16 protein-coding genes are annotated in these 21,547 nt (G+C 56.7%); 5 read left to right on the top strand and 11 right to left on the bottom strand.

From position 1 onward, the window contains the following. Positions 1-64: 64 nt before the first annotated feature. The 3 genes from BLW59_RS07540 to BLW59_RS07530 are packed head-to-tail and all read right to left on the bottom strand — an operon-like array spanning position 65 to position 4,690. A complete protein-coding gene (locus BLW59_RS07540; RefSeq protein WP_074697302.1) occupies positions 65-3,118 on the bottom strand; it encodes an efflux RND transporter permease subunit in 3,054 nt (1,017 codons plus the stop codon). Further along, the gene (locus BLW59_RS07535) at positions 3,115-4,209 is read right to left on the bottom strand and encodes an efflux RND transporter periplasmic adaptor subunit (RefSeq protein ID WP_081348447.1); all 1,095 of its coding nucleotides are present in this window, start codon (positions 4,207-4,209) and stop codon (positions 3,115-3,117) included. The genes BLW59_RS07540 and BLW59_RS07535 overlap by 4 nt, the downstream gene beginning before the upstream one ends. Continuing rightward, positions 4,184-4,690, bottom strand: a complete 507-nt coding sequence (locus BLW59_RS07530) for a MarR family winged helix-turn-helix transcriptional regulator (RefSeq protein ID WP_051650455.1) — start codon at positions 4,688-4,690, stop codon at positions 4,184-4,186. The genes BLW59_RS07535 and BLW59_RS07530 overlap by 26 nt, the downstream gene beginning before the upstream one ends. 203 nt (positions 4,691-4,893) lie before the next feature. On the opposite strand from BLW59_RS07530, the gene BLW59_RS07525 reads away from it, so the two are divergent. Then, positions 4,894-5,781 (top strand): menaquinone biosynthetic enzyme MqnA/MqnD family protein, encoded by an 888-nt coding sequence (locus tag BLW59_RS07525; protein ID WP_074697300.1) that lies wholly within the window; start codon positions 4,894-4,896, stop codon positions 5,779-5,781. Positions 5,782-5,822: 41 nt separating this feature from the next. Here the strand turns inward: BLW59_RS07525 and BLW59_RS07520 are convergent, their stop codons facing one another. Both BLW59_RS07520 and BLW59_RS07515 read right to left on the bottom strand, forming a co-directional pair. Further along, positions 5,823-6,554, bottom strand: coding sequence for an IspD/TarI family cytidylyltransferase (locus tag BLW59_RS07520; RefSeq protein WP_074697299.1), 732 nt, complete (start codon positions 6,552-6,554; stop codon positions 5,823-5,825). A 20-nt stretch (positions 6,555-6,574) separates the two neighbouring features. After that, positions 6,575-7,663 (bottom strand): DUF4422 domain-containing protein, encoded by a 1,089-nt coding sequence (locus tag BLW59_RS07515; protein ID WP_074697298.1) that lies wholly within the window; start codon positions 7,661-7,663, stop codon positions 6,575-6,577. A gap of 276 nt (positions 7,664-7,939) precedes the next feature. Here BLW59_RS07515 and BLW59_RS07510 point away from each other — a divergent pair, with 276 nt between their 5' ends. After that, positions 7,940-10,165 (top strand): Tex family protein, encoded by a 2,226-nt coding sequence (locus BLW59_RS07510; RefSeq protein ID WP_074697297.1) that lies wholly within the window; start codon positions 7,940-7,942, stop codon positions 10,163-10,165. After that, positions 10,162-12,237 (top strand): nicotinate-nucleotide--dimethylbenzimidazole phosphoribosyltransferase, encoded by a 2,076-nt coding sequence (locus BLW59_RS07505; protein ID WP_074697296.1) that lies wholly within the window; start codon positions 10,162-10,164, stop codon positions 12,235-12,237. The genes BLW59_RS07510 and BLW59_RS07505 overlap by 4 nt, the downstream gene beginning before the upstream one ends. Positions 12,238-12,297: 60 nt before the next feature. Here BLW59_RS07505 and BLW59_RS07500 read toward each other — a convergent pair whose 3' ends face one another. From BLW59_RS07500 to BLW59_RS07490, 3 genes are all read right to left on the bottom strand, one after another. After that, the gene (locus BLW59_RS07500; RefSeq protein WP_074697295.1) at positions 12,298-14,031 is read right to left on the bottom strand and encodes a HAMP domain-containing methyl-accepting chemotaxis protein; all 1,734 of its coding nucleotides are present in this window, start codon (positions 14,029-14,031) and stop codon (positions 12,298-12,300) included. A gap of 17 nt (positions 14,032-14,048) precedes the next feature. After that, on the bottom strand, positions 14,049-16,025 hold the full coding sequence (locus BLW59_RS07495) for a methyl-accepting chemotaxis protein (protein WP_074697294.1): 1,977 nt from the start codon (positions 16,023-16,025) through the stop codon (positions 14,049-14,051). 138 nt (positions 16,026-16,163) lie between these two features. Next, positions 16,164-17,102: an FAD:protein FMN transferase gene (locus BLW59_RS07490; RefSeq protein ID WP_175463382.1), complete on the bottom strand. Its 939-nt coding sequence runs from the start codon at positions 17,100-17,102 to the stop codon at positions 16,164-16,166. A 208-nt stretch (positions 17,103-17,310) separates the two neighbouring features. Between BLW59_RS07490 and BLW59_RS07485 the strand changes: the two genes are divergently transcribed. Then, positions 17,311-17,583, top strand: coding sequence for a hypothetical protein (locus BLW59_RS07485; RefSeq protein WP_029546329.1), 273 nt, complete (start codon positions 17,311-17,313; stop codon positions 17,581-17,583). Between the two features lie 52 nt (positions 17,584-17,635). Here BLW59_RS07485 and BLW59_RS07480 read toward each other — a convergent pair whose 3' ends face one another. From BLW59_RS07480 to BLW59_RS07470, 3 genes are all read right to left on the bottom strand, one after another. Continuing rightward, positions 17,636-18,067, bottom strand: a complete 432-nt coding sequence (locus BLW59_RS07480) for a flavodoxin (protein ID WP_074697292.1) — start codon at positions 18,065-18,067, stop codon at positions 17,636-17,638. Between the two features lie 19 nt (positions 18,068-18,086). Beyond that, the gene (locus BLW59_RS07475; protein WP_074697344.1) at positions 18,087-18,626 is read right to left on the bottom strand and encodes a DUF3793 family protein; all 540 of its coding nucleotides are present in this window, start codon (positions 18,624-18,626) and stop codon (positions 18,087-18,089) included. A 179-nt stretch (positions 18,627-18,805) separates the two neighbouring features. Further along, positions 18,806-20,161, bottom strand: coding sequence for a hypothetical protein (locus tag BLW59_RS07470; protein ID WP_081348445.1), 1,356 nt, complete (start codon positions 20,159-20,161; stop codon positions 18,806-18,808). 256 nt (positions 20,162-20,417) lie between these two features. Here BLW59_RS07470 and BLW59_RS07465 point away from each other — a divergent pair, with 256 nt between their 5' ends. Next, positions 20,418-21,419, top strand: coding sequence for an asparaginase (locus BLW59_RS07465; protein ID WP_074697291.1), 1,002 nt, complete (start codon positions 20,418-20,420; stop codon positions 21,417-21,419). The last annotated feature ends 128 nt before the right edge of the window (positions 21,420-21,547 follow it).

Genomic DNA, 21,547 nt, shown 5'->3' with positions numbered 1-21,547 from the left:
TTTCCTTAAGCAAAACAGCCCCGTCATCGACGGAGCCGTTTGCTGTATAAATCTCTATAGCTTTCTATTCCTTCTCCACCTTATATACCGCCGCATACATGGCTGGCAGCACCAGCAGGGTCAGCACCGTAGCGGCCAATAGGCCGCTGGCTATGGCTACTGCCATGGGGCCCCAGAAGTCGCTGGGCATCAGGGGCATCATGCCCAAGATAGCCGCTGCTGCTGTGAGCATGATGGGACGGAAGCGCAGGATGGCAGAGTCGATGAGGGCCGCCCAGGGGGTCTCCCCCTCTGCTATGTGCTTCTGTATCTGGTCTATGAGGATAACGGAGTTTCTGATGATCATGCCGAAAAGGGCCAGGATGCCCAGATAGGCCACAAAACCTATGGCCTTGCCCGTCAGGAGCATACCCCAGGCCACGCCTATGAGGCCCAACGGTGCCGTCAGCAAAGTCAGCAGCATCTGCTTGATGTCCCTGAGCTGGAACATCAGCAGGGTCATGATGATGAACACCATGGCGGGGATGGGCTTCACCAGATGCCGGAGGGATTTGGCACTGTCCTCCAAAGAGCCCGCGGGCTTGATGGAAGCCCCCAGAGGCAGGTCTTCCCTGAGGCCGGCGGTGGCCTCAAAGGCTTTTTTCGTGGCATCCACGGCCGTGCCGCTGTGGATATTGGCCTGCACCGTAATGGTGGGGCGCAGGTCCACGCGCTTGACCAGCCCCTCCTCACCCTCATAAGAGATTTTTGCAATCTGGGCCAGGGACACATAGCCTGCCTGCCCCAGATAAATGGGCAGGTCTTTCAGCTTGTCCAGGCTCTGCCTGTCCTTCTCCGCCGTCCGCAGGTCTATGTCAATGGTGCGGTCGCCGGTGTAAAACTCGGCTGCCTTGGCACCAGTGATTTCCGTATGGAGCATCTTGGCCACATTCTGGCTGGAAAGCCCCAGAGCCCGCAGCTTGTCCTGGTCAAGCTCAAGGTGCATGACCCTGGACTTGTAGCCCCAGTTCTCATTCACATTGTAGACATTGGGGTCTTCTGCCACCAGCGCTGCGGTCTTGCGCGCCAGTTCCTTGGCCTCCTCCACAGTGCGGCCCGTGACCCGCAGCATCACGGGATAGTCAGCAGGGGGGCCTGTCTGGATGGTCTGGATATTGGGCTGCACATCCGGGAAGTTCTCTGCCAGTTCCTCCGTGAGCTCCTGCCTGAGCTTTTCCCGCTCCTCCGTGTTTTTCGTCACAATGACGAACTGGCCGAAGTTATCTGAGCTTTCCTGGGGACTCACGGTGAGGACAAACCTTGGAGCGTACCTGCCCACATAATAGGAGTAGTTCTCCAGCCTGTCCTTGTGCTCATCCAGAAAGCTGGCCATGCGCTCCATTTCCCTGCCCGTGGCCTCCATGGAGGAGCCCTCGGGCAGTCTCATTTCCATCACCAGCTCGGGACGCAGGGAACCAGGGAAAAATTCCTGCTTCACAAAGGTCAGTCCATAGAGGGACAGGACAAATGTGGCGGCAGTGGCGGCAAGCACCATCTTCCTGTGCAGCAGGCAATATTCCAGCACCTGCCGGAACCACTTGTAGAACTTATTCTGGTAAGGATCTATCTCGCCATTCTCGTCACGCTGCACCTTGACGCGGATAAGATAAGTGCCAAAGAGAGGCGCCGCCATGACGGAGACAATCCACGAGAGGACCAGGGCGATGAGTATCACGGGGAACAGAGCCCCGCAGAACTCAGAGGCCATGCCCTTGGAAAAGGCCACGGGAATGAAACCGGAGCAGGTGATAAGGGTCCCTGTGAGCATGGGCTTGGCGGTGGCCTTGAAGGCGTAGCAGGCCGCCTCGAAGCGGCTGTGCCCCCGCTCCAGCTGGACGCTCATCATCTCGATGGCGATGATGGCATCATCCACCAGCAGTCCTAGGGAAATTATCAGCGCACCCAGGGATACCTTGTGCAAATCAATGCCCAAGAGGTACATGCCCACAAAGACACCGGCCAGCACCAGCGGTATGCAGCAGGCCACCACCAGGCCTGTGCGCCAGCCCAGGGAGGCAAAACTCACCAAAAGCACGATGAAGATGGCCTCGGTGAGAGTTTTCATGAACTCGTGGATGGATTCTTCCACCACCTGGGGCTGGTCAGAAACCTGATGTATCTCCAATCCCACGGGCAGGTCCCCGGAAATGGCTTTTATGGTCTTCTTCAGGTTTTTGCCCAGTTCAAGGATGTTGCTGCCATCCTTCATGGAGATGGCCAGCCCCACGGCAGGTTCCCCGTTGAAGTACATCTCAGGGTCAGGAGGGGCGCTGTAGCGGCGCTCCACTTTGGCAATATCCCCCAGACGGAAAATCTGGCCGCCGGCTTTCACGGGCAGTTCCCTGATGGCTTCCACATCCTGGAAATTCCCCGTGACCCGGAGGTACACGTTGTCCGATTCCGTCTCCACCTTGCCGGAAGGCACCATGGAGGCAGCCCCGGCCAGAGCATCGGAAATGGCAGTGGGCGGCAGGCCCAGACTGGCCAGCTTGTCCCTTGCCACCTCCACGTAGATTTTCTCCTTCTGCACACCCAGCAGCTCGATTTTCTGGATGGAAGAGTCGGAGGCCATCAAGAGGCGCCGGGCATCCTCGGCGTATTTCCTCAGCTCCTCATAAGAATAGCCGTCACCTGTGACAGCGTAGACAGAGCCGAAGACGTCGTCAAAGCGGTCATTGAAATAGGGGCCGTAGACGCCATCGGGCAGCTCCCCCTGGGATTTCAGGTCGTTCACGAGGTTCCTGAGGTCCCGCCAGGTAGTGCGTATATCCTCCTTGGGCATGGTGTCCTCAAGCTCGGCGTAGATGACCGTATTGCCTGGACGGGTGCTGCTGGTAATGCGGTACATCCCCGGCACATCCTGGAGCTTCCGCTCCAATTTGTCCGTCACCTGGTCCTGCATTTCTGCAGCAGAGGCACCAGGCCAGAGGGCATTCACCACCATGATGCGGATAGTGAAGGTGGGGTCTTCCATGCGCCCCAGCTGCTGGTAGGCGAAGATGCCCCCGATGGCGGTCATGATGATGAAATACCAGACCAGCACGGAGTTCTTCAGGGAGACTTCACTGAGATTCCTCACGGCTCACCCTCCCTGCGCACTTCCTGCCCCTCCCGGAGCTTGTGGACACCGGCGGTGACCACAATGTCACTGGGGGAGAGCCCTTCCACCATCACAGTGCTGGAGCCAAAGCGCTTCACGGTGATATTTTTCAGATGGACTTTCCCGTCCTCCACCAGCCACACCTGCGGCTGGTCTTCTGTCTGGTAGATAGCCGTGAGGGGCAGTTCCACCTCCGCCTTCTCTGCCGCTCCGGCATCAGCGAAGCTGACACTGGCGGTCATGCCCAGCTGCATTTCCTGGGGAGGATTGGGGATAGATACGCGTACTTTATAAGTCCTGGACGCATTATCTGCAGCGGGGGAAATCTCCCGCACCACGCCCTTGGCGCTTCCCTTGAAGGCCCAGAAGGTGACATCAGCCTCCTGGCCTGGCTGAAGTCTGGCCACCCTGTCCTCAGGTACGGCAATCTCCACCTCCAGCTCGTCAGTCTGCACCAGTACCGCCACCGTCTGGCCGGCAGCCACCACCTGTCCTTCCTCGGCGCTGATGGAGGAAATCACCCCGTCAGCCCCGGCGGCCAGGTTGGTATAGGACAGCACATTATGGCCCTGGGCCGACTGGGCCAGGGCTGCCTGATAGTTCGCAAAGGCAGCATCGTAATTGGTCTGATACTGGTCCAGGGTGGCCTTGGGCACTACCTCCTGACGATAGAGTTCCGTATAGCGGGCAAGGTTGCTCTGAGCCAGATTCAGCTGGGCACGGGCCTGGCTTACCTGGGCATCCCCGGCGTTGGCCTTCTGCACCGCATCCCGGGCATCGATGACCATAAGGGTGTCTCCGGCCTTCACCCGGCTGCCCGCATCAATGTTGCGGGAGAGGATCTGCCCCCCTACCTGAAAGGAGAGATTCGTCTCGTAGCGCCCCCGCACAGTGCCGGAATAGCTTTCCGCGCTGAGGCCGGCCTTACCTGCCTGCTGTGTCCTGACCACAGGGGGCTTCTGGGCAGGAGCCTCCTCCTTGCTGCAGCCCCCCAAGGCTGTCATTGCTAGTATAAAAAGGGCAGCTGTTGCTGCCCCCCAGAATTTACTTCTCTTTCCTCTCAAGCTCATGCTGCCAGTCCTCCTTGGAAAACTCCTCAGATATACCCTTGGCCAAATCCGGCAGAACTGCTTCACAGGCACGGTCCGTAAAATGCTGAAACAGTTTTTCCGTCTTGTCTATGTCTTTCTGCTTCATGCCCTCACAAAGATAATCCACCCAGCGCTTCAGCACATTGTGCAGGAAGGGATAGTAGCTTTCTGCTTCCACAGAAAGGTAAACATGCTTCACCCGCTTGTCCAGCTTGTCCTGGCTGCGCACGATGAACCCCTTCTGCTCCAATGCATTGATGGTGCGGGTAACCACTGCCTTGTCCAGGAACAGGACTTTGGCAAGATCATCCTGCTTCACTCCCGGTGTGTCATGAATCCGCAGCAGCAGGGTAAATTCGGAAAAAGTCAGGCCCATCTCCTGGCAGGCCTCCACAATGAACTGCTGGGAGCGCCTGTAGAGAATGGAGAACCAACGTCCCGCATTTACATAATTATCCATCTGAACACCCTCCACCCTGTCGAAAGATTAAAATTACAAACGTTGCTTTTGTCAATAATTTTAACAAGAAGATGTAGAAAAGTCAATAAGAGCAACGCTTTTCCTGTATTTTCCATAAAATTAAGTTTATAATAGAATAAGCAGGGCCTCAATGGCCCGGAATCCGTTATCTTTGGTCGACATGGTGGGAGGTTTTCCTTTTTATGAATACTTCTGCTCCTCGCGTAGGGCATATAAATTTTCTCAACACCTTGCCGCTTTCTTATAGCTTCGCCAATGGGGGTGATGAAGGACTTGAAATCATCCGGGGCGTGCCTTCGGTGCTGAACAGCGACCTTATCAGCGGACGGCTGGATGTGGCGGAGATTTCTTCCATCGCCTATGCCCGCCACGCGGAAGAACTCCTGGCCCTGCCCAAGGTCTGCGTAGCTTCTGACGGGCCGGTGCAGAGCATTGTCCTGCTTTCGCGGAAGCCCATCGAGGCTTTGGGCAAGGACAAGGTGATACTGACGGCGAAATCCGCCACCTCCCACTGCCTGCTGAAGATCATCCTCAGAGGAGCCTACGGGGCCATTCCCAACTACTACACCCGCAACATCACCCCGGAGGAGCCCATACCGGCAGATGCCACCGCCTCCCTCTTTATCGGGGACGACGCCCTCTGGCTTTACCATCACCCGCCTGCAGGCCTCTACCTCTACGACATCGGCCAGGAGTGGAAGAACCTCACGGGACAGAAGATGGTCTTTGCCCTCTGGGCAGTGCGCCGGGAGTTTGCCAATAAGAATCCCGAGGGCGTAAAGCTCATCCAGGAGCGCGTTCACGGGGCATTCCTGAGTTTCATCCGCAACGCCCTGCCGGGACCTGCGCGGCCTGCCGGCGGTCTTTCCTACCGGGAGACCATCATCCGCTCGGCCCTTGAGGACAAGCCCTTCACCTACGACCAGCTGGCGGACTACCTGGGACCTGCGGTGCGCTGGGATCTGACGGAGGATTATCTGCAGGGACTCAGCACCTTCTACACCATGGCCCATGAGATGAATCTGATAGAACACATGCCAAAAATACAGTTTGCCAAAATAGACGAATGAGCATGAAAAAGGCGGCCCATGTGAGGGCCGCTTTTTCGCGCTTAGAAACCATATATCTGCTGTGCTTCCATGGCCTCGTAGAGAGCCTTGTAGATGTAGAAGTCCGCGGGTTCTGTGATTTTCATATTGTTCCTAGTGCTGTGCAAGAGATGCATGTGCCGTTTCTGGATGCCGTACAGGTGAGAAGAATCTATGGTCTGATATCCCGCCTGCTCCGCCTGCTCGTAGGCACCATACACTTCACCAAAGCGGAAGGACTGGGGGGCCTTGGCCACATACATGAAATCCCGGTTCGGCACCTGCTGGATATCCACACCGTTAGTGCTCATGACCACACTTTCCCGGGCCGCCTCACAGGTGATGGCATTGCCATACTTACGCACTGCATTGATATTGGCTTCGATCAACTCATCGGTGATGAGCGGTCTGACCCCGTCATGAATCAGCACGATATCCTGGTCATTGGTGCTGCTGCGCATGGCCTTCAGGCCCTCCCAGATAGACTTGTGGCCAGTCTTGCCGCCGGGCACGATGATGGTGACCTTGCGGATGCCGAAGCGGTTCAGCATGCCCTTGAGCTCACTGATCCAGTTCTTGATGCAGACAATGACAATCTCATCTATCATGTCATGATACTCAAAATGCTCCAGCGTATGTATGATGACCGGCTTGCCATAGACCTGCAGGAATTGCTTGGGCAGGGAGCGGGCATTCATGCGACGGCCCGCTCCGCCTGCAAATATCAAAACTTTTACCTTCTCATTAGCTGCCATATTACCCAATATCCTTTCCCTCAGGTAAGCCAGACCTTCCTGGCGTGCATAATCTTCAAATCATCGTGGAGCATGAAATAAAGGGAGGTCAGGAGCTCTCCGATATGCCCCACAGGCCGGTCCAGTCCCATTCCCGGTCCTTCTCCCGCTCCAAAGATCTCTCCGGCCCGCTCCATGCGGGGGAAAAGCCAGGCAGCGTAGTCATCAAAGACCGCCTCTCTGGCCACTACCATATTGTAGTTATAGACCCAGGGCCCCCTCAGCTTTGCCATAGCGCGTCCGGCTTCCTCCGGCGAAAACTCCCTCAGGGCCTGCTCCATGGCCGCAAGGGCCAGGGGATGATTGTACCTGCCATACTGGGCAGAAGCATCGGGCCAACCAATGTAGGGCGTGGGCAGAATGGCATCCACCGTTCCGGAGGCAAGCAGGCTGTAATCCTCCTGCCCCAGCACCAGGTAGCGGCGATAGTGGGCCAGTCCCTTGATCCCGGCCCGACGATTCTTCCAGCCCCAATAAGTGACGGTAAGTTCCGCATAGTCACGGTTCATGGCGGAGATATTCTCCCCCTCATCATCACGAAAGGCACTATCCAAAGCCACACGATCCAGCGCGGCCCCTGCCTGCACATCGAAAAAAGGAGGCTGCAGGGGGAAGGCATTGCTCAGCGCCTTGTCCACGCCTGAGCGGGCCACATAGATTTCCACCTCCAGCGGCTCTGCCTTGCCCGCCGGGGCATAGTCTTCGACAAATTTCAGACCCCGCGTGCGGTAATAGCTTTTCATCAGGGCAAATTCCAATTGCGAATCCATGGGCACGACCTGCTGGAACTCCCGTGCGGCCAGCTCCGCCTTGATCTCCGGGTGCAGATACTCCGGCACAGACAGCAGGAATGCTGTCTCCTTGTCCCGTGGCACCTCATCGATGGTCCTCACGGCCACACCGTCCAGTGCATCAGGATTGCCCCGCCTGCTGGTCACCACATAAGCCTCGGGCTTGACCCCCAACGACCGCAGAGCCAGATTCGCCCCATAGGCTATGGGCTGGGCACCATAAATATAGACCTTCCTGCCCGCCAGAGCCGCCAGTGCATCCGCCAGAACCTTCTCCATTGCTTCCCTTCCTCTGCCTTGTTCTTGTTTCAAATCCTTTTTATTTTATCACAAGGAAGAATCTGCTTCAATCGGCCCCATTTATAAAAGAAATAAAATATTCTCTCCAAAGCCTGTCTTTCGCTGCCCGTACCGTATTTTTCCCAAAAACTCACTCCTGGAAGATGATGCAAAATCCACTTCTTCCATTTTCATCTGGCAAAGCGTTAGAGTATGACGTAAAATAGAGAATATGCTTTGTATTTTCACAACCACCTACAGAAAGTTGGTATAAATATGTTAGAAAAAGATATCCCCTCGGTGCTGGCGAAGGAGCTTTCCGTCACCCCGAAGCAGATTGAAGATACCATGACCCTGCTGGATGAGGGCAATACTGTGCCCTTCATCGCCCGCTACCGCAAGGAGGCCACGGGAGGGCTTGACGATGAGCAGCTGCGCCTGCTGTCCGAACGGCTGACCTATCTGCGGAACTTCGTGAAGCGGCAGGAAGAAATCCTCACCAAGATTGAGGAACTGGGCAAGCTCACCCCGGATCTGAAGACTGCCATCGAGAAGGCCGCCAAGCTGCAGGAACTGGAGGACCTGTACCTGCCCTATAAGCAGAAGAAGCGCACCCGGGCCATGGTAGCCAGGGAAAAGGGTCTGGTGCCCCTAGCAGAAATGATGCTGAAGCAGGAAGGCGTGCAGGGCACCGCACTGGAGGCTGCAGCTGCCTTCATTGACGAGGAAAAAGAAGTTGCCACCGCCGAGGAAGCACTGGCAGGGGCCAAAGACATCGTGGCCGAGCAGGTCATGGAGGAGGCCTCCCTGCGCCAGGAAATGCGCGACCACCTCTGGAAAAGCGCCCTGCTGGCCACTGAGACTAATCCCAAAGGCGACCCTGAGGAAGCCAAGACCTTCCAGATGTACGCCGAGTTCTCCGAGCCTGTGAGGACTCTCCCCTCCCATCGCGTGCTGGCCATCAACCGGGGGGAGAAGAAGGACTGCCTGAAGGTTTCCCTCATCACCGACCACGAAGCCAATGTGCGCCGCATTGAACGCCGGGTCATGAAGAAGGGCCGCACTTCTCCCTTTGACGAAGCTCTCCATGAGGCCATCGAGGACGGCTACAAGCGTTTGCTGTTGCCCGCTTTAGAAAGAGAAATCCGCACCGCCCTCACCGAGGAGGCCGAAGCACAGGCCATCAAGCTCTTCGGGGTGAATCTGAAGCAGCTGCTCCTGCAGGCCCCCCTTGCCGGCCACACCGTATTGGGCCTTGACCCTGGCTTCCGCAACGGCTGCAAGTGCGCCGTGGTGGACAAGACCGGCAGGATTCTCGACCACGGCATCATCCAGGTGACCCAGAGCGAGGGCGCCAAAGCCAAGGCAGCCCAGACAGTTCTCGGCTGGATCAGGAAATACGGCGTAGACCTCATTTCCATCGGCAACGGCACCGCCAGCTATGAGACTGAGCAGTTTGCCGCCAAATTGATTGCGGACAACAAGCTCACTGACGTCAATTACCTGATCACCAACGAGGCCGGGGCCTCCGTTTACTCCGCTTCCAAGCTGGCAGCCCAGGAGCTGCCGGAATACGGGGTGGAGGTGCGCGGTGCCGCCTCCATTGCCCGCCGGGTGCAGGACCCCCTGGCGGAATTGGTGAAGATCGATCCCCAGGCCATCGGCGTGGGCCAGTACCAGCATGACGTGAACCAGAAGCAGCTGCAGGGCACTTTGGACGCCACCGTGGAGGACGCAGTGAACCATGTGGGCGTAGACCTGAACACCGCCTCCCCGGCCCTTCTTTCCCATATCGCAGGCATTTCTGCCGCCGTGGCCAAGAATATCGTAGCCTATAGGGACGCGAACGGCAGTTTCACCGCCCGCCGCCAGCTGCTGAAGGTGCCCCGCCTGGGACCTGCCGCTTTTACCCAGTGTGCAGGCTTCCTGCGCCTTTCCCCCAAGGCCGCCAAGAATCCCCTGGACAGCACCAGCGTCCATCCGGAGTCCTATGAGCTGGCAGAGAAAATCCTGGGTGAGTTGGGCTTCTCTTCTGCCGACCTCCTGAAAAAGGAACAGCTGGAATTCCTGGCCGCCAAAGCCAAACTGGCTGACGTGAAGAAGCTGGCTGCCAAATTCGAGGCAGGCGAGCCCACCGTCAAGGACATTCTCGCAGCCCTGACCCGCCCGGGGCGTGACCCACGCGAAGATTTGCCTGCCCCTCTCACCCGCCAGGCCATCGTGAAGCTGTCTGACCTGAAGGTGGGCACCATCATGCGAGGCACTGTGCGCAATATAACGGACTTCGGCGCATTTGTGGACATCGGCCTCCACGAAGCAGGGCTCATACATATCTCCGAGCTGAGCCATCGCCGAGTAAAGCACCCTCTGGACGTGCTGTCCGTAGGCGACAATATCGACACGGTTATCATCAAGGTAGACGAGGAACGAGGCCGCATCGGCCTTTCCCTGAAGCAGGTTGAAGAATACAGGAAGAAAGCCGCCGGAGGGGCTGGCAAATGAGTGACATCATGCAGGAAATATCAGCAGGGCTCACCTATGCAGAGGCAGAAGCCCTCTTGCAGGAAACCCTGGATAAAATTCTCTCTCAGGATATGGAACCTGCCATGCAGGCCATAGATAAGCTGGACAAATCCCTGGGGGGAGAACTCCCCTCCCTGGGACGCCTGCCGCAGCTGCTGTTGGAATACCTCACCGCCCGTGGCAAAGACGAGGCTGAGGAACTGAAGCCCGCCACCTTCATCTTCTGCGCCGACCACGGCATTGCCCGGCAAGGGGTCAGTGCCTATCCTCCCGAAACCACCTATCAGATGGCCCAGAACTATCTGCTGCCCAAGGGCGGCGCTGCCAATGCCTTTTCCGACTATGCAGGGTCAAAGCTCTACGTTGTGGACATGGGCATGAACCTGCCGGAAGAACCCGTGCTGCCGGGAATCATCGACTGCCGTCTGGATAGTGGCACCAAGAACTTCACCGAAGGCCCTGCCATGAGCAGGGAGCAGGCAATGCTGGCCGTAGCTTATGGCATCAAAATGGCCCAGCTGGCCCACGCCAAGGGAAAGAATGTACTCCTGCCCGGGGAAATGGGCATCAGCAACACCACCGCCCAGGCCTGCCTGGCCGCCGTCTTCTGCGGCCTGACACCTGAGGAAGCCACAGGCCGTGGCTCCCGTATTTCCGAGGAGCGCCTTGCACGGAAACAGCAGGCAGTGAGGACGGCTCTGACGGCCAACGGCTTCATAGGCAGGAACAGCGAAAAGGCCTCTCCCCGGGGAGCAAAGGCCATAGATGTGCTGGCCAAAGTGGGAGGCTTTGAATTTGGCGCCATGGCAGGCCTGATGCTGGGGGGAGCCGCCCTCAGAATGGTCACCATTTTGGATGGGGCCAACACCGCCGCCGCCGCACTGGTGGCCCAGAGCATCTGCCCCCGCGTAGTCGCCTGCCTGCTCCCTAGCCACTTAGGCGGGGAAAAGTCCCACCGGCACACTCTGGAAAAATTAGGCTTAAAGCCTTATCTGACCTTGGGGCTGAACCTGTCGGAGGCCTGCGGTTCCTCCATTCTACTGCGCTTCCTGGGCACTGCCCTGCTGCTGCTGAAGCGGGCCCAGGAACATCAGGAGGCCATAAACTCCCAAGGCGAAGCCGTCAATGAGGATTTCGATGATGAGGATTACGACGGCGGCAGCGACGAGGAGACGGGACTGCCCATAGATGAGACTGCCCTGGGGGCAGGCGGGTTGCACATCTCCTTTATGGACAGCGATGCCCCGGAAGTGACGGACAAGACCTTCGACTTCTATTTGAAGACCATGCCCGACCTGGACAAGGAAACCTTCGAGGCCGCCAAAGCCAGGCTGGACAGCCTGGCCAAGCCCAGGTACAGCCTGGGGAGCCTTGAGGATTTGGCCGCCGAGTTCGCCGGGGCGGTAAGGGAGCCTCTGCCCCCTTATGACCCGCCCTCCTCGGTGCTGCTGATTTCTCCCGGCCCCCTTTCCGAGGCTCAGTCCTTCCTCAGCGATACCTTTGCCAGCAGCTTCGAGTCAGACCTGGTGGTGGCAAGGCTCAGGGAAGGCCTGCCCCTCACTGCCTATTTCAACTTTGGCCGGGAAAAAGCCGAGGAAATATCCTTTGACCTGCCCCTCCTGGTGCTGACTATGGGAGAACTTGAAGGGAAGCCCCTGGGCACTGCCGCAGAGACCTTTGCAGAAACTCTCCTCACGGACAGCGGCAAGCTGGCCTACGCCGCCGACGAGTTCCTGCAGCACACGCCCCCAGACTACCACGGCACCATTGCCGCCCTGATGGGAGCAATCCTGGCCGCCGCCCACAACAGCAGCCTGGTGTTCATCGGCGACCCCGCCACAGACATCATCGCCAGATACACCGAACAGCTCTGCCCCGACATCCGCCCCTATGTCCTGCACCCTGAGCCAAGGCTCATGCAGATGGGCATCAAGGCCCCCGGAGGACTGACGGGGTGCCTCTCCCTGCACATCCTGGAAGCGTCCCTGAGCGCGCTGAACAATATGAAGACCTTTGAGGAAACGAAGGTTTCCCTGGCATTGGATAATTAAAAGGACGGCCCATCACGGGCCGTCCTTTTGCGTGCATAGCATATATTGACTTGTCGGCAATCAAACCTTGAATGCTCCCACTGCCGTCTGCAAGCCGTGGGCCAGCTGGGCCAGTGCCTCGGAGGCGGTGGCGATTTCGCTGGCAGAAGCGGACTGCTCCTCGGCGGCTGCCGAGACGCTTTCCATTTCCGCAGCCACCTTGCGGCTGTTTTCGGAAATCTTGGCAGAGCGGGCGCGGATGTTGTCCGTATCGCTGGACACGACCTGCAGGTCCTTGCCCATGGCGTCGGCCTTCTGGGCTACCATGTCAGACGATGCCTTGATCTTGTCGAAGGATTCCTGCAGCTGTCCTACAGACTGGGTACCTTCCTTGACAGCCACGTTGCCCTGCTGCATGGAGCTCACGGCAGAGCTGGTATCCTTCTGGATGCCGCCGATAAGGTCGGCGATGCGCTTGGCGGCTACCTGGGATTCCTCAGCCAGCTTGCGCACTTCATCAGCTACCACGGCAAAGCCACGGCCATGCTCGCCTGCTCTGGCTGCCTCGATGGCGGCATTCAGAGCCAGCAAATTGGTCTGGTCAGAGATACCGGAGATGGTCTCCACAATCTGGCCAATTTCCTGGGAGCGCTGCCCCAGCTTGTCCACGGTGGCGGTGGAGCTGTTCACGATCTCCTCTACGCTGACGATCTTAGAAACGGCGCTGCCGATGGCGGCGCTGCCCGCCTGAGCCTGCTTGTTGGCTTCCACTACATTGTTGTTCACGTCCTTGGCGGTATCATTGAGCCTGTTGATGGAAGTCATGGCATGGTCGATGGAGACCATGGCATCCTCCACATCCTGCTGCTGCTCCAGCACTGCCCCGGCGGAGTTGGTGACGGACTGAGCCACCATTTCCGTGGCTTCCGCCGCCTGATGAGCGCTGGCAGTGAGCTCCTGTGAGGAAGCCGCCAGCTGCTCAGTAGTGTGCAGGACTTTCTTGATAAGGTCGTTGACGGTGATGCGCATGGACTTCACACACTGCTCCATATGGCCGAATTCGTCAGTGCGGCCATCGGTGCCTATCTTGCCGCCGGTGCGGAAGTCACCTCTGGAGAGCTTGTCGCAGACAGCCACCACCAGCCCCAGGGGCCCCATGATGTTTCTGGTGACCATGACCACGGCGAAGGTCAGCACCACAATGATGAGGAAACAGCAAATGGTCATGTTGCGGATGGCCGAAGCCATGTCATCCTCACCCTTCAGCAGGGCTTCCTCAGCCCGCTCATGGTCGATGCGCTGGGCCTCTGCCAGGTCATCGGAGATCTTCACAGCCAACGGCATGACATTTGCCTGGTAGTAATTCATGGGAGCGCGGTCATCCCCACCCTCAGCAAAGGCGTTCATTTCCAGCAGTTTCTTGCTGTTGACCACATATTCATCAAAAACCTTGCGCGCATCCGCTGCCAGGGCGGCCCGGCGGGGATGGCTGGCATTGAGTTTCTCATATTCTGCCATGGCTGCCTCTGCAGCTGCAGTAGCCTTGTTGAACTTCTCAATACGATCCTTGCGCTGATCAGGCTGAATAGTATAGGGCTGCAGCGAGCACTGAATCTGCGAGAACCGGACGTTGTAGCGCACTTCTCCCAACTGATAGAGGCTCATGGTATTGTCTCTGTAAAGATGCTCCAGATCTTCCTGGCCTTCTTTCAGATATACGTAGCCCAAGATGCCCACTATAACCGTGGCGATGAAGGCCAACACTCCTATCAGTGCCAGCTTCTGCGCCACTTTGATGTTGTTTAAGAAGCCCATAAAAAATTCCCCCTACGTCACACCTGGAACTTACCCACAGCTTCCTGCATATCCCCTGCAAGCTTGGCCAGGGCCTGAGATGCGGCGGCAATCTCTTCATTGGAAGCAGACTGTTCTTCCGTGGCAGATGAGATAGTCTGGGTATTATCAGCCGTCTTGCGGCTGACATTATCAATGGAATCAACTGCACTGACAATGTTATTCGCCCCGTCAGAAACCACTTTCACAGAATTGTTGATTTCGGACATCTGGCTGTTGATGCTCTCCACCATGCTCATGATATCGGAGAACTGGGCGCCTACCTCACGGATGGCCTTGGTGCCTTCCTTGACTCCGTCAGAACCACGCTGCATGGACTCTACGGCCTTGGCGGTGTCCGTCTGGATGGAAGCGATGCGCTCCTTGATCTGCTCAGCGGAGGTCTGAGACTCAGCGGCCAGCTTCCTTACCTCTTCAGCTACAACTGCGAAACCACGGCCATGCTCGCCGGCACGGGCTGCCTCGATGGCAGCGTTCAGGGACAGGAGGTTGGTCTGCTCGGCGATGGAGGAAATAGCCTCCACAATCTGGCCGATCTGCTGGGAGTTCTCCCCCAGCTTCTTCACCACTTCGGCGCTTTCCATGACTCCCTGCTCGATGGTGCCCATCTTCTTGATGGCGCCTTCCATCATATCCGCACCGGTCTTGGCAGCAGCTGCGGTCTGCACGGAAGCCTCGGCCACCGTCCTGGCCTTGCCTGCCATTTCCGTGATGTCATGGAACACCATGTCCACATTCTGCTTGGCACCGTCGATGTCGCTAAGCTGCTGGCTCATGCCCGCAGACACCTCGCCCACGGTCTCAGCCACATGGACAGAAGCCTCGGCTGACTGATGGGCGCTGGCGGTGAGCTCCTCTGAGGAAGCTGCCACCTGCTCGGAGGTGCGGGACATATGCTTGATCAGGTCACGGAGATTGTGTCCCATGGTATTGAAAGCATTGGTGAGGGTGCCGATTTCGTCAGAAGAAGTCACCGGGATATCATCAACCCGGAGATTGCCCTTGGCCAATTCCTCAGCATTGTGCTCCAGGGCTGCCACAGGTATGGTAATCTCATTGGAAAGCTTGCGACACATAAAGCCCATGAGAAGTATGCCGAAGATAGTAAGGATGGCGTAGGTAATCTTCATGCGGCCCAGGTTGCCCATGACAGCATCATAAGGCACCTCCAGCGCCACTATCCAGCCGGAATTTCCCAGTGTGGCATAAGCTACGATAAGGTCGCCCATATTGCCAACATTCTCGGCTTCAAAGTAACCATTCTTGGTTTTCACCATCTCATCAAGGTGCGCGCCTATGCCAGGCAGGTCCTTGTAATTGCTCATCTTTTCAGCCGAACCCGTGGTGGCAAGTATCACGCCGGAGGGTTCCATGATAGTGGCATATCCCGTGCCCCGATAGTTGATATCCTTCACCTGGGTATCCAAAGTCTCCAGCAGGATATCTACGAAGATGGCGCCGCCAAACTGGCCGTTCACCTGGAAGGGGCAGACAGCAGAGGTCACCAGCTTGCTGGTGAACTTGTCTACATAAGCCTCAGTAAAGGCCAGCTTGCCCTTTTCATGACCCAGCTTGTACCATCCGCGGGTGCGGGGGTCGATTTCCCCGGTCTTATTGCCTGCCTGACGGCCCTGGAAGAACCCCGTCTCCGTGCCGATGCCCAACTCCAGAATGTCCTTGTCCCCATCTGCCAGTGCCAGGGAATCCCTTGATTCGATGATAGCCGTATTTCCCTTGGCGGCCGTCATCAGATTAGCTGCATTAGTGGCCACCTGGCCTTTAATAGACAGCCAGCCTTCCAGCTGGTTCACCTGAGCCGCCACATTAGCTGCCAATTCCGATTCCACACTTTCCTCCAGGTTCGTGCTGGCGTTCCAGTAGCCTACAACAGAGACAATGGCTACCAAAAGACCGGACAAAGCCGTGAGGATAATGAATTTCTCCCTAAGGCGCATAGATAAGAACCTCCCTCTCAAAATTTATCCGCTAATGGACATATATCCGTCTTGATAAGAAGTGTTTTCTTTAATATTCGCCTTAGGGAGAAAAAAACCTTTTAGGAGTTGAAAATTTTTAATAGTTGTTAAAATCAGTTATTGCCAAGGCGGGAGGCTTGCCTCCGTCACAATCTCCCCCTGCACATCTTCAGCTTCCAACGACTTTAACAACCTGCCGCCCTGCTCCTTTCCCAGCACGAACAAGGCAGTAGTCAGCAGATCCGACTTCACTCCGCAATCCCTGCCATCTGCGATCACAACTACGCTGACAGTACGTTCTTCTGCCGTCACTTCTCTCCCGCACCAGGCGGGATACCCCGTGCGAGGGTCGATGATATGATGATAGCGCACACCGTTCTCTTCAAAATAACGCTCGTAGTCCCCGGATGTGGACAAGGCCGCATCAAAGAGCTCCTCCACCTTCAGATACTCCTTGGGGTCATCCCTGCGAGGATGCCGCAGGCCAATGCGCCAGGGCTTGCCCTCCCTGCTGGTTCCCATGCCGTACATGGAGCTGGAGCCCAGGTTGATAAGGCCGTTCTTGATGCCATGAGCTTCATAGATCTTCCGCACCTCGTCCAAGGCATACCCCTTGGCAATGCCCCCCAAGTCAAGTTCCATGCCTGGCTCCAGCAGGCGGGCGCTGTCCCTGCCATCAAGCTCCAGCTTGTGCCAGTCCACCTTCCCGCGCACCTGTTCTATTTCGGAAGGCTCAGGCACCCTGGCCTTGTCCGTGCCAATGCCCCAGAGCTTTACAAGGGGTGCCGCAGTGATATCCCAAGTGCCATCTGTCAGCTGCGAATACCTTTGGGATATTTCCAATAAATGATACATCTCCGGGCTCACCTTCACCCACGCCCCGCTGCCAGCAGAATCCCGCAGCCGGGCCGCATCGCTGCCCTCTTCATAATTGCTGAGGAGCCCCTCCAGCTCCTGCAGCCGGGTAAAGCTCTCCTGCACCGCCGCCTCAGCCTCCGTCCCCTCAGCCGTGAGCTGGGCCACCGTATCCATGACAATTTCGCTTTTCTGTACCATGGGCGCCCTGCCACAACCTGCACAAACCAGCAGCATGACCAACAACAGCAGGAGCTTTCCAAAACAGCCTGACCAGCTCAACCTCTCACAACCTTCCCGTATTTTCATTCCATTTTGATATTATACCTCTTATGGGAAGGATTTTCCTATAACCATGGCGAAATAGTCAAAAAACAAAGCAAACATCATGCAAAAGGAAGTGAACACCATGCAGAAACACGGAGATAAGATAGCCTACTTTTTCATAGCCTTTGCCATCATCCTGCTCGTCAGAGCCCTGGGGGGCATCGGCCACCTTACCGTCACCACCATCATGCTCTACGTTTCCATTGCCGTGTCCCTGCTGGCCAGCAATATGCCAAGAGTCCTGGACATCCCCCTGCACTACGCCTACCCTGTGCGCTGCGTAGAATACTTCACCTTCGGCACTGCCGTGGTGTGTTTCATAGCACTTTGTCTCCACCATATGATTTTAACGTAAAAAATTCCTCGTTGAGAACCAACTCAACGAGGAATTTTTTGTGCATTTAAAATCAAACAGCGGCCACCAAATCAGCCCCCAGTTTCTCGCACTGGGCCAGGCCTTCATCTGTCGGCCCGTTCTCTATGGCCAGCCCTTCACCTATGAGCTTGGCCCCATCATTTTTTGTGCGCTCGGCCCAGGACTCCATCCAGGCACCGCCGCCCCAGCCGTAGGAACCGAAGAGGGCCACGGGGATGCCGGAGAGCTTCCCTTCCGCCTCAGCGAAGAAGGGCTCGAAGGAACCTTCTTCCAATACTTCGTCCCCCATGGCAGGGCAGCCGAAGGCAAAGCCGTCAAAGGAATCCATGTCACCTACACCAAACTGATCTACCTCGAAAAGACTGACCTCCGCGCCGGCCTTTTGGGCGCCTTCCTGGACGGCCTTGGCCATCTGCTCTGTGTTGCCCGTGCCGGACCAGTAAACAACTGCGATTTTGCTCATAAGATAACCTCCATATAATCTATACTGCCTGCACCAGTTCAGGGAAAGGTTCTCCCCTCTCCAAACTGGTGCAGAAGGCATGACTGCACTCGGAATACAGCCTGAAAAGCTCCCTTGCCCGCTTCTCATTGCTGTAAACCTTCCAATACCCCGCACAGGCAAAGCCCTGCCCCCGATGCTCAATGAATCCTCTCACATCAGCCGGGGGATACCCCAGGAAAAGTCCCACCTCATGGGGAAAGGATTTTCTCACCTGCATGCGGGAGCGAAGATACTCCAGCATATCCGTCAGGCTCTCTCCTTCCCGGTAGCCCATTTCCAGCAAGATCTCCTGGGCTGCCCGCTGCCGCATGACTTTTTCCAATAACCCTGCCCGGTAAAAAAGCAGCAGCACGAACTCAGCCCCTTCGGAAAGCCGGAAGACCGAAATGCCCTTGCACTGGAAACAAGGCAGATAGGAAGCCAGCAATCCCTCAAAATCCTCAAACCTGCTCTTCTGAAAAGAGAGCAGGCAGGCAGGACGCAGTCCCGTCAGAAGAGGTGCCGCGTGAAAGCCCATGATGTGCTCAAACCCTTCTTTGCCCAAATCATCACCACCTGAAAGCAAGCCAATTGAAATTTATTCTCTTTTAACCCCATCGCTATTATAATGCAAATAATTATCATTTGCAAGTTTATGGCAAGAAAAAAGCCTTCCCAAAAGGAAGGCTCATTGCCATTATTTATGACATTGCCAGATTACCTAATCCGTAAACTTTCATCTCCCTCTCGAAGGTAGATGGGCCCCAAAGTCAGCTTGCCTTTCTCTATGGTAAAGGCATCCGTGGTCACATCACCGGTAGCCAGGCTGATGACCACATCCCGGAAGGTGATTTTCTTGCTCCTGCCTTCCTGCTCAAACTTCCCTGCCAGACTGTTGAAGGGTACCAGATGGTAGCTGCCTGCCCCGGAAAGGAAATCTCCTCTGACGCTCTTGGTCTGCCGCAGCTTGTTTTCCTCCATCTTAAGGTTCAGGGCCACCCGGCACTTGAGGGCTGAGTTGCGGACGGCGGCGCCGCCTTTGAGCCCCTCCCCCTGCAGCTCAAGCCCCCAGGCCTTTTCCTCCAGGTCAAAGTAGCCCTGAGCCTTCACTGTGCCGCCAAATATCTTTGCCCCCACATCGTGAGCGGTGAAGCGGCCCGCTTCATAATGGCAAGCCCCCGTCACTTCAGTGAATTTCAGCGCAGGTAGGTTCAGTTCATCGAAGCTGATGGTGCCGTCAAAGACCGGCTGGGGCAAATGACCCAGCAGCCTTCCCTCCACAGAGGCAAAATCCTTCAGCTTCATGCCCACATCCAGGGACTCGGGGTTGCAGTCCGCAAGCTTCAAAAAGAAATCATAGGTTGGCACCTCCTGGGCAAAGTCAAGATTGCCAGTAAGGTAAAAAGCCCCTGCCTCCACCGTGCCGGAGAACTGGCCGCCAGTAAGGTTCAGATTTGTCTTTCCTCTGGTGTTGATTTTCCCCGTCAGGTCAGCATGGCCAATGACAAAGTGACGGCGGGGAGAAGTCTTCTTATTGCCGGGTGCCTCCATCTCGATGGTGCCCCCCTTGAATTCGATCTGGCACTTGAAGGGACGCTCGCTCCCCAGGCCCACTATGGAAAGCCCCGGCTCCCTTTTCTTCTTTCCAGCCTTGGGCTCCCCCTGGGGACGAAAGCCTGTCAGTTCCATATTTTCATCGAAAATCAGATGAAGATATGCCCCTTCCGTCCTGACGTAAGTGACGCTGCGGGTCCCCACATGCCGCAGCAGGACATCCAGAGGCTTGATATGGAACTCTCCCACGGGTATATCTGCCAGCAGCACCCCCTCCGGGCTCGTCCAGCTGAGGTTCTCAAAGCTCACATCTCCCAGAGGCGTGGCAGAAAGGCTTTCCACCGTCACCGTGCCCGGGAAAAGCTGGCGATGCTCCGCCACGTAGTTGAAGATGTCAGCAGCGCGGTAGCTCAGGAAAACCAGGAATCCGTATGATATCACAGGCACAGCCAGCAGGAGCAGCAGCCCCCCCTGCAGCCAGCGCTTGTGCTCGTGCATGAATTTGTTTATAATGGACACACTCACACCTCCCCCTTTTCTTATTCAATGCAAACGCCACGAATCCTCTATCCCCATATTATTAGGAACCACTGATAAATTCAGCAGCCCATCTTGACGCATCTTGTCTGTCCTCACTGCGTTAACAAATCCTCGACATAGCGCCGCTATGCCTGCGGTTTGTCGCCTTGTGAAGAACAAACAATCTACGCCAATCTGGACAACTTCATTTTATCAGCGGTTCCTATATGATAAGTTCCAGAAAGGACGATGCAGATTGGCTGGCTCAGCTGAAAAACCAAATGTGATGATACTTGCTACCGGCGGCACCATTGCCGGCAACGCAGCCGCAGGCACCGCTACCACAGGTTACAAGGCAGGCGCCCTTGGCATAGATGTGCTCCTGGAGGCCGTCCCCGCCATCAGGGACTACGCCCAGGTCACAGGCGAGCAGATTGCCGCTCTCGACAGCAAGGACATGAGCGATGAGGTCTGGCTGAAACTTGCCAGGCGCGCCAACGAGCTACTGGCCAGGGAAGATGTGGACGGCATCGTCATCACCCACGGCACCGACACTCTGGAAGAAACAGCCTACTTCCTGAACCTCACCGTACACAGCAAGAAGCCAGTGGTCATCACCGGTGCCATGCGCCCCGCCACGGCTATCAGCGCCGACGGCCCCATGAACCTCTTGAACGCTGTGCGGCTGGCTGCCTGCCCCCAGGCTTATGACCGGGGCGTACTGGTCTGCCTCAATGACCAGATTGACAGCGCCCGCAACGTCACCAAGACACATACCACTTCTGTGGATACTTTCAAGTCCCCCCTGGGCCCCATAGGCTGCATGAACGACGGCCATCCCACTTTCTACAACACGGTTGACCGCCGGCACGCAGGAAACACCGAGTTTGACGTGATGAGTGCCGCCAAGCTCCCTTATGTGAAAATCATCTACGGCCATGCCAATGATGACGCCCTTTTCGTGGACGCTGCTGTGAAAGCTGGCGCACAAGGCATTGTCTACGCCGGCACCGGCAACGGCAGCATTCATCAGGACGCAGAGGAGGCTTTGGCCCGGGCCTCCAAAGCAGGCATCGTAGTAGTCCGCAGCACCCGGGCAGGCAGCGGTACGGTCATTCCTGCCGAGCAGTCCTATAGCGACGCAGGATTCCTCAATGGGGATTCCCTGAATCCCCAGAAGTGCCGCATCCTGCTGCAGCTGGCCCTCATGCAGACCACAGACCGCAGCCGGATCCAAAAGATGTTCTACGAGTATTGAATGACGCCCTAAAAAAAATCCCCGCAAGGTACTGTGATATGCTCCCCCTATGAGAGACAGTAAAAAATAAAACTGTCATCATAGGGGGATTTTTCATGCCATGTAAGCAAAAAGCAACAGCAGAAGAG

It is taken from the genome of Selenomonas sp. KH1T6 (assembly GCF_900108415.1).
GTDB lineage: Bacteria > Bacillota > Negativicutes > Selenomonadales > Selenomonadaceae > Selenomonas_B > Selenomonas_B ruminantium_A.
This window is presented reverse-complemented; position numbering and strand designations above follow the sequence as displayed.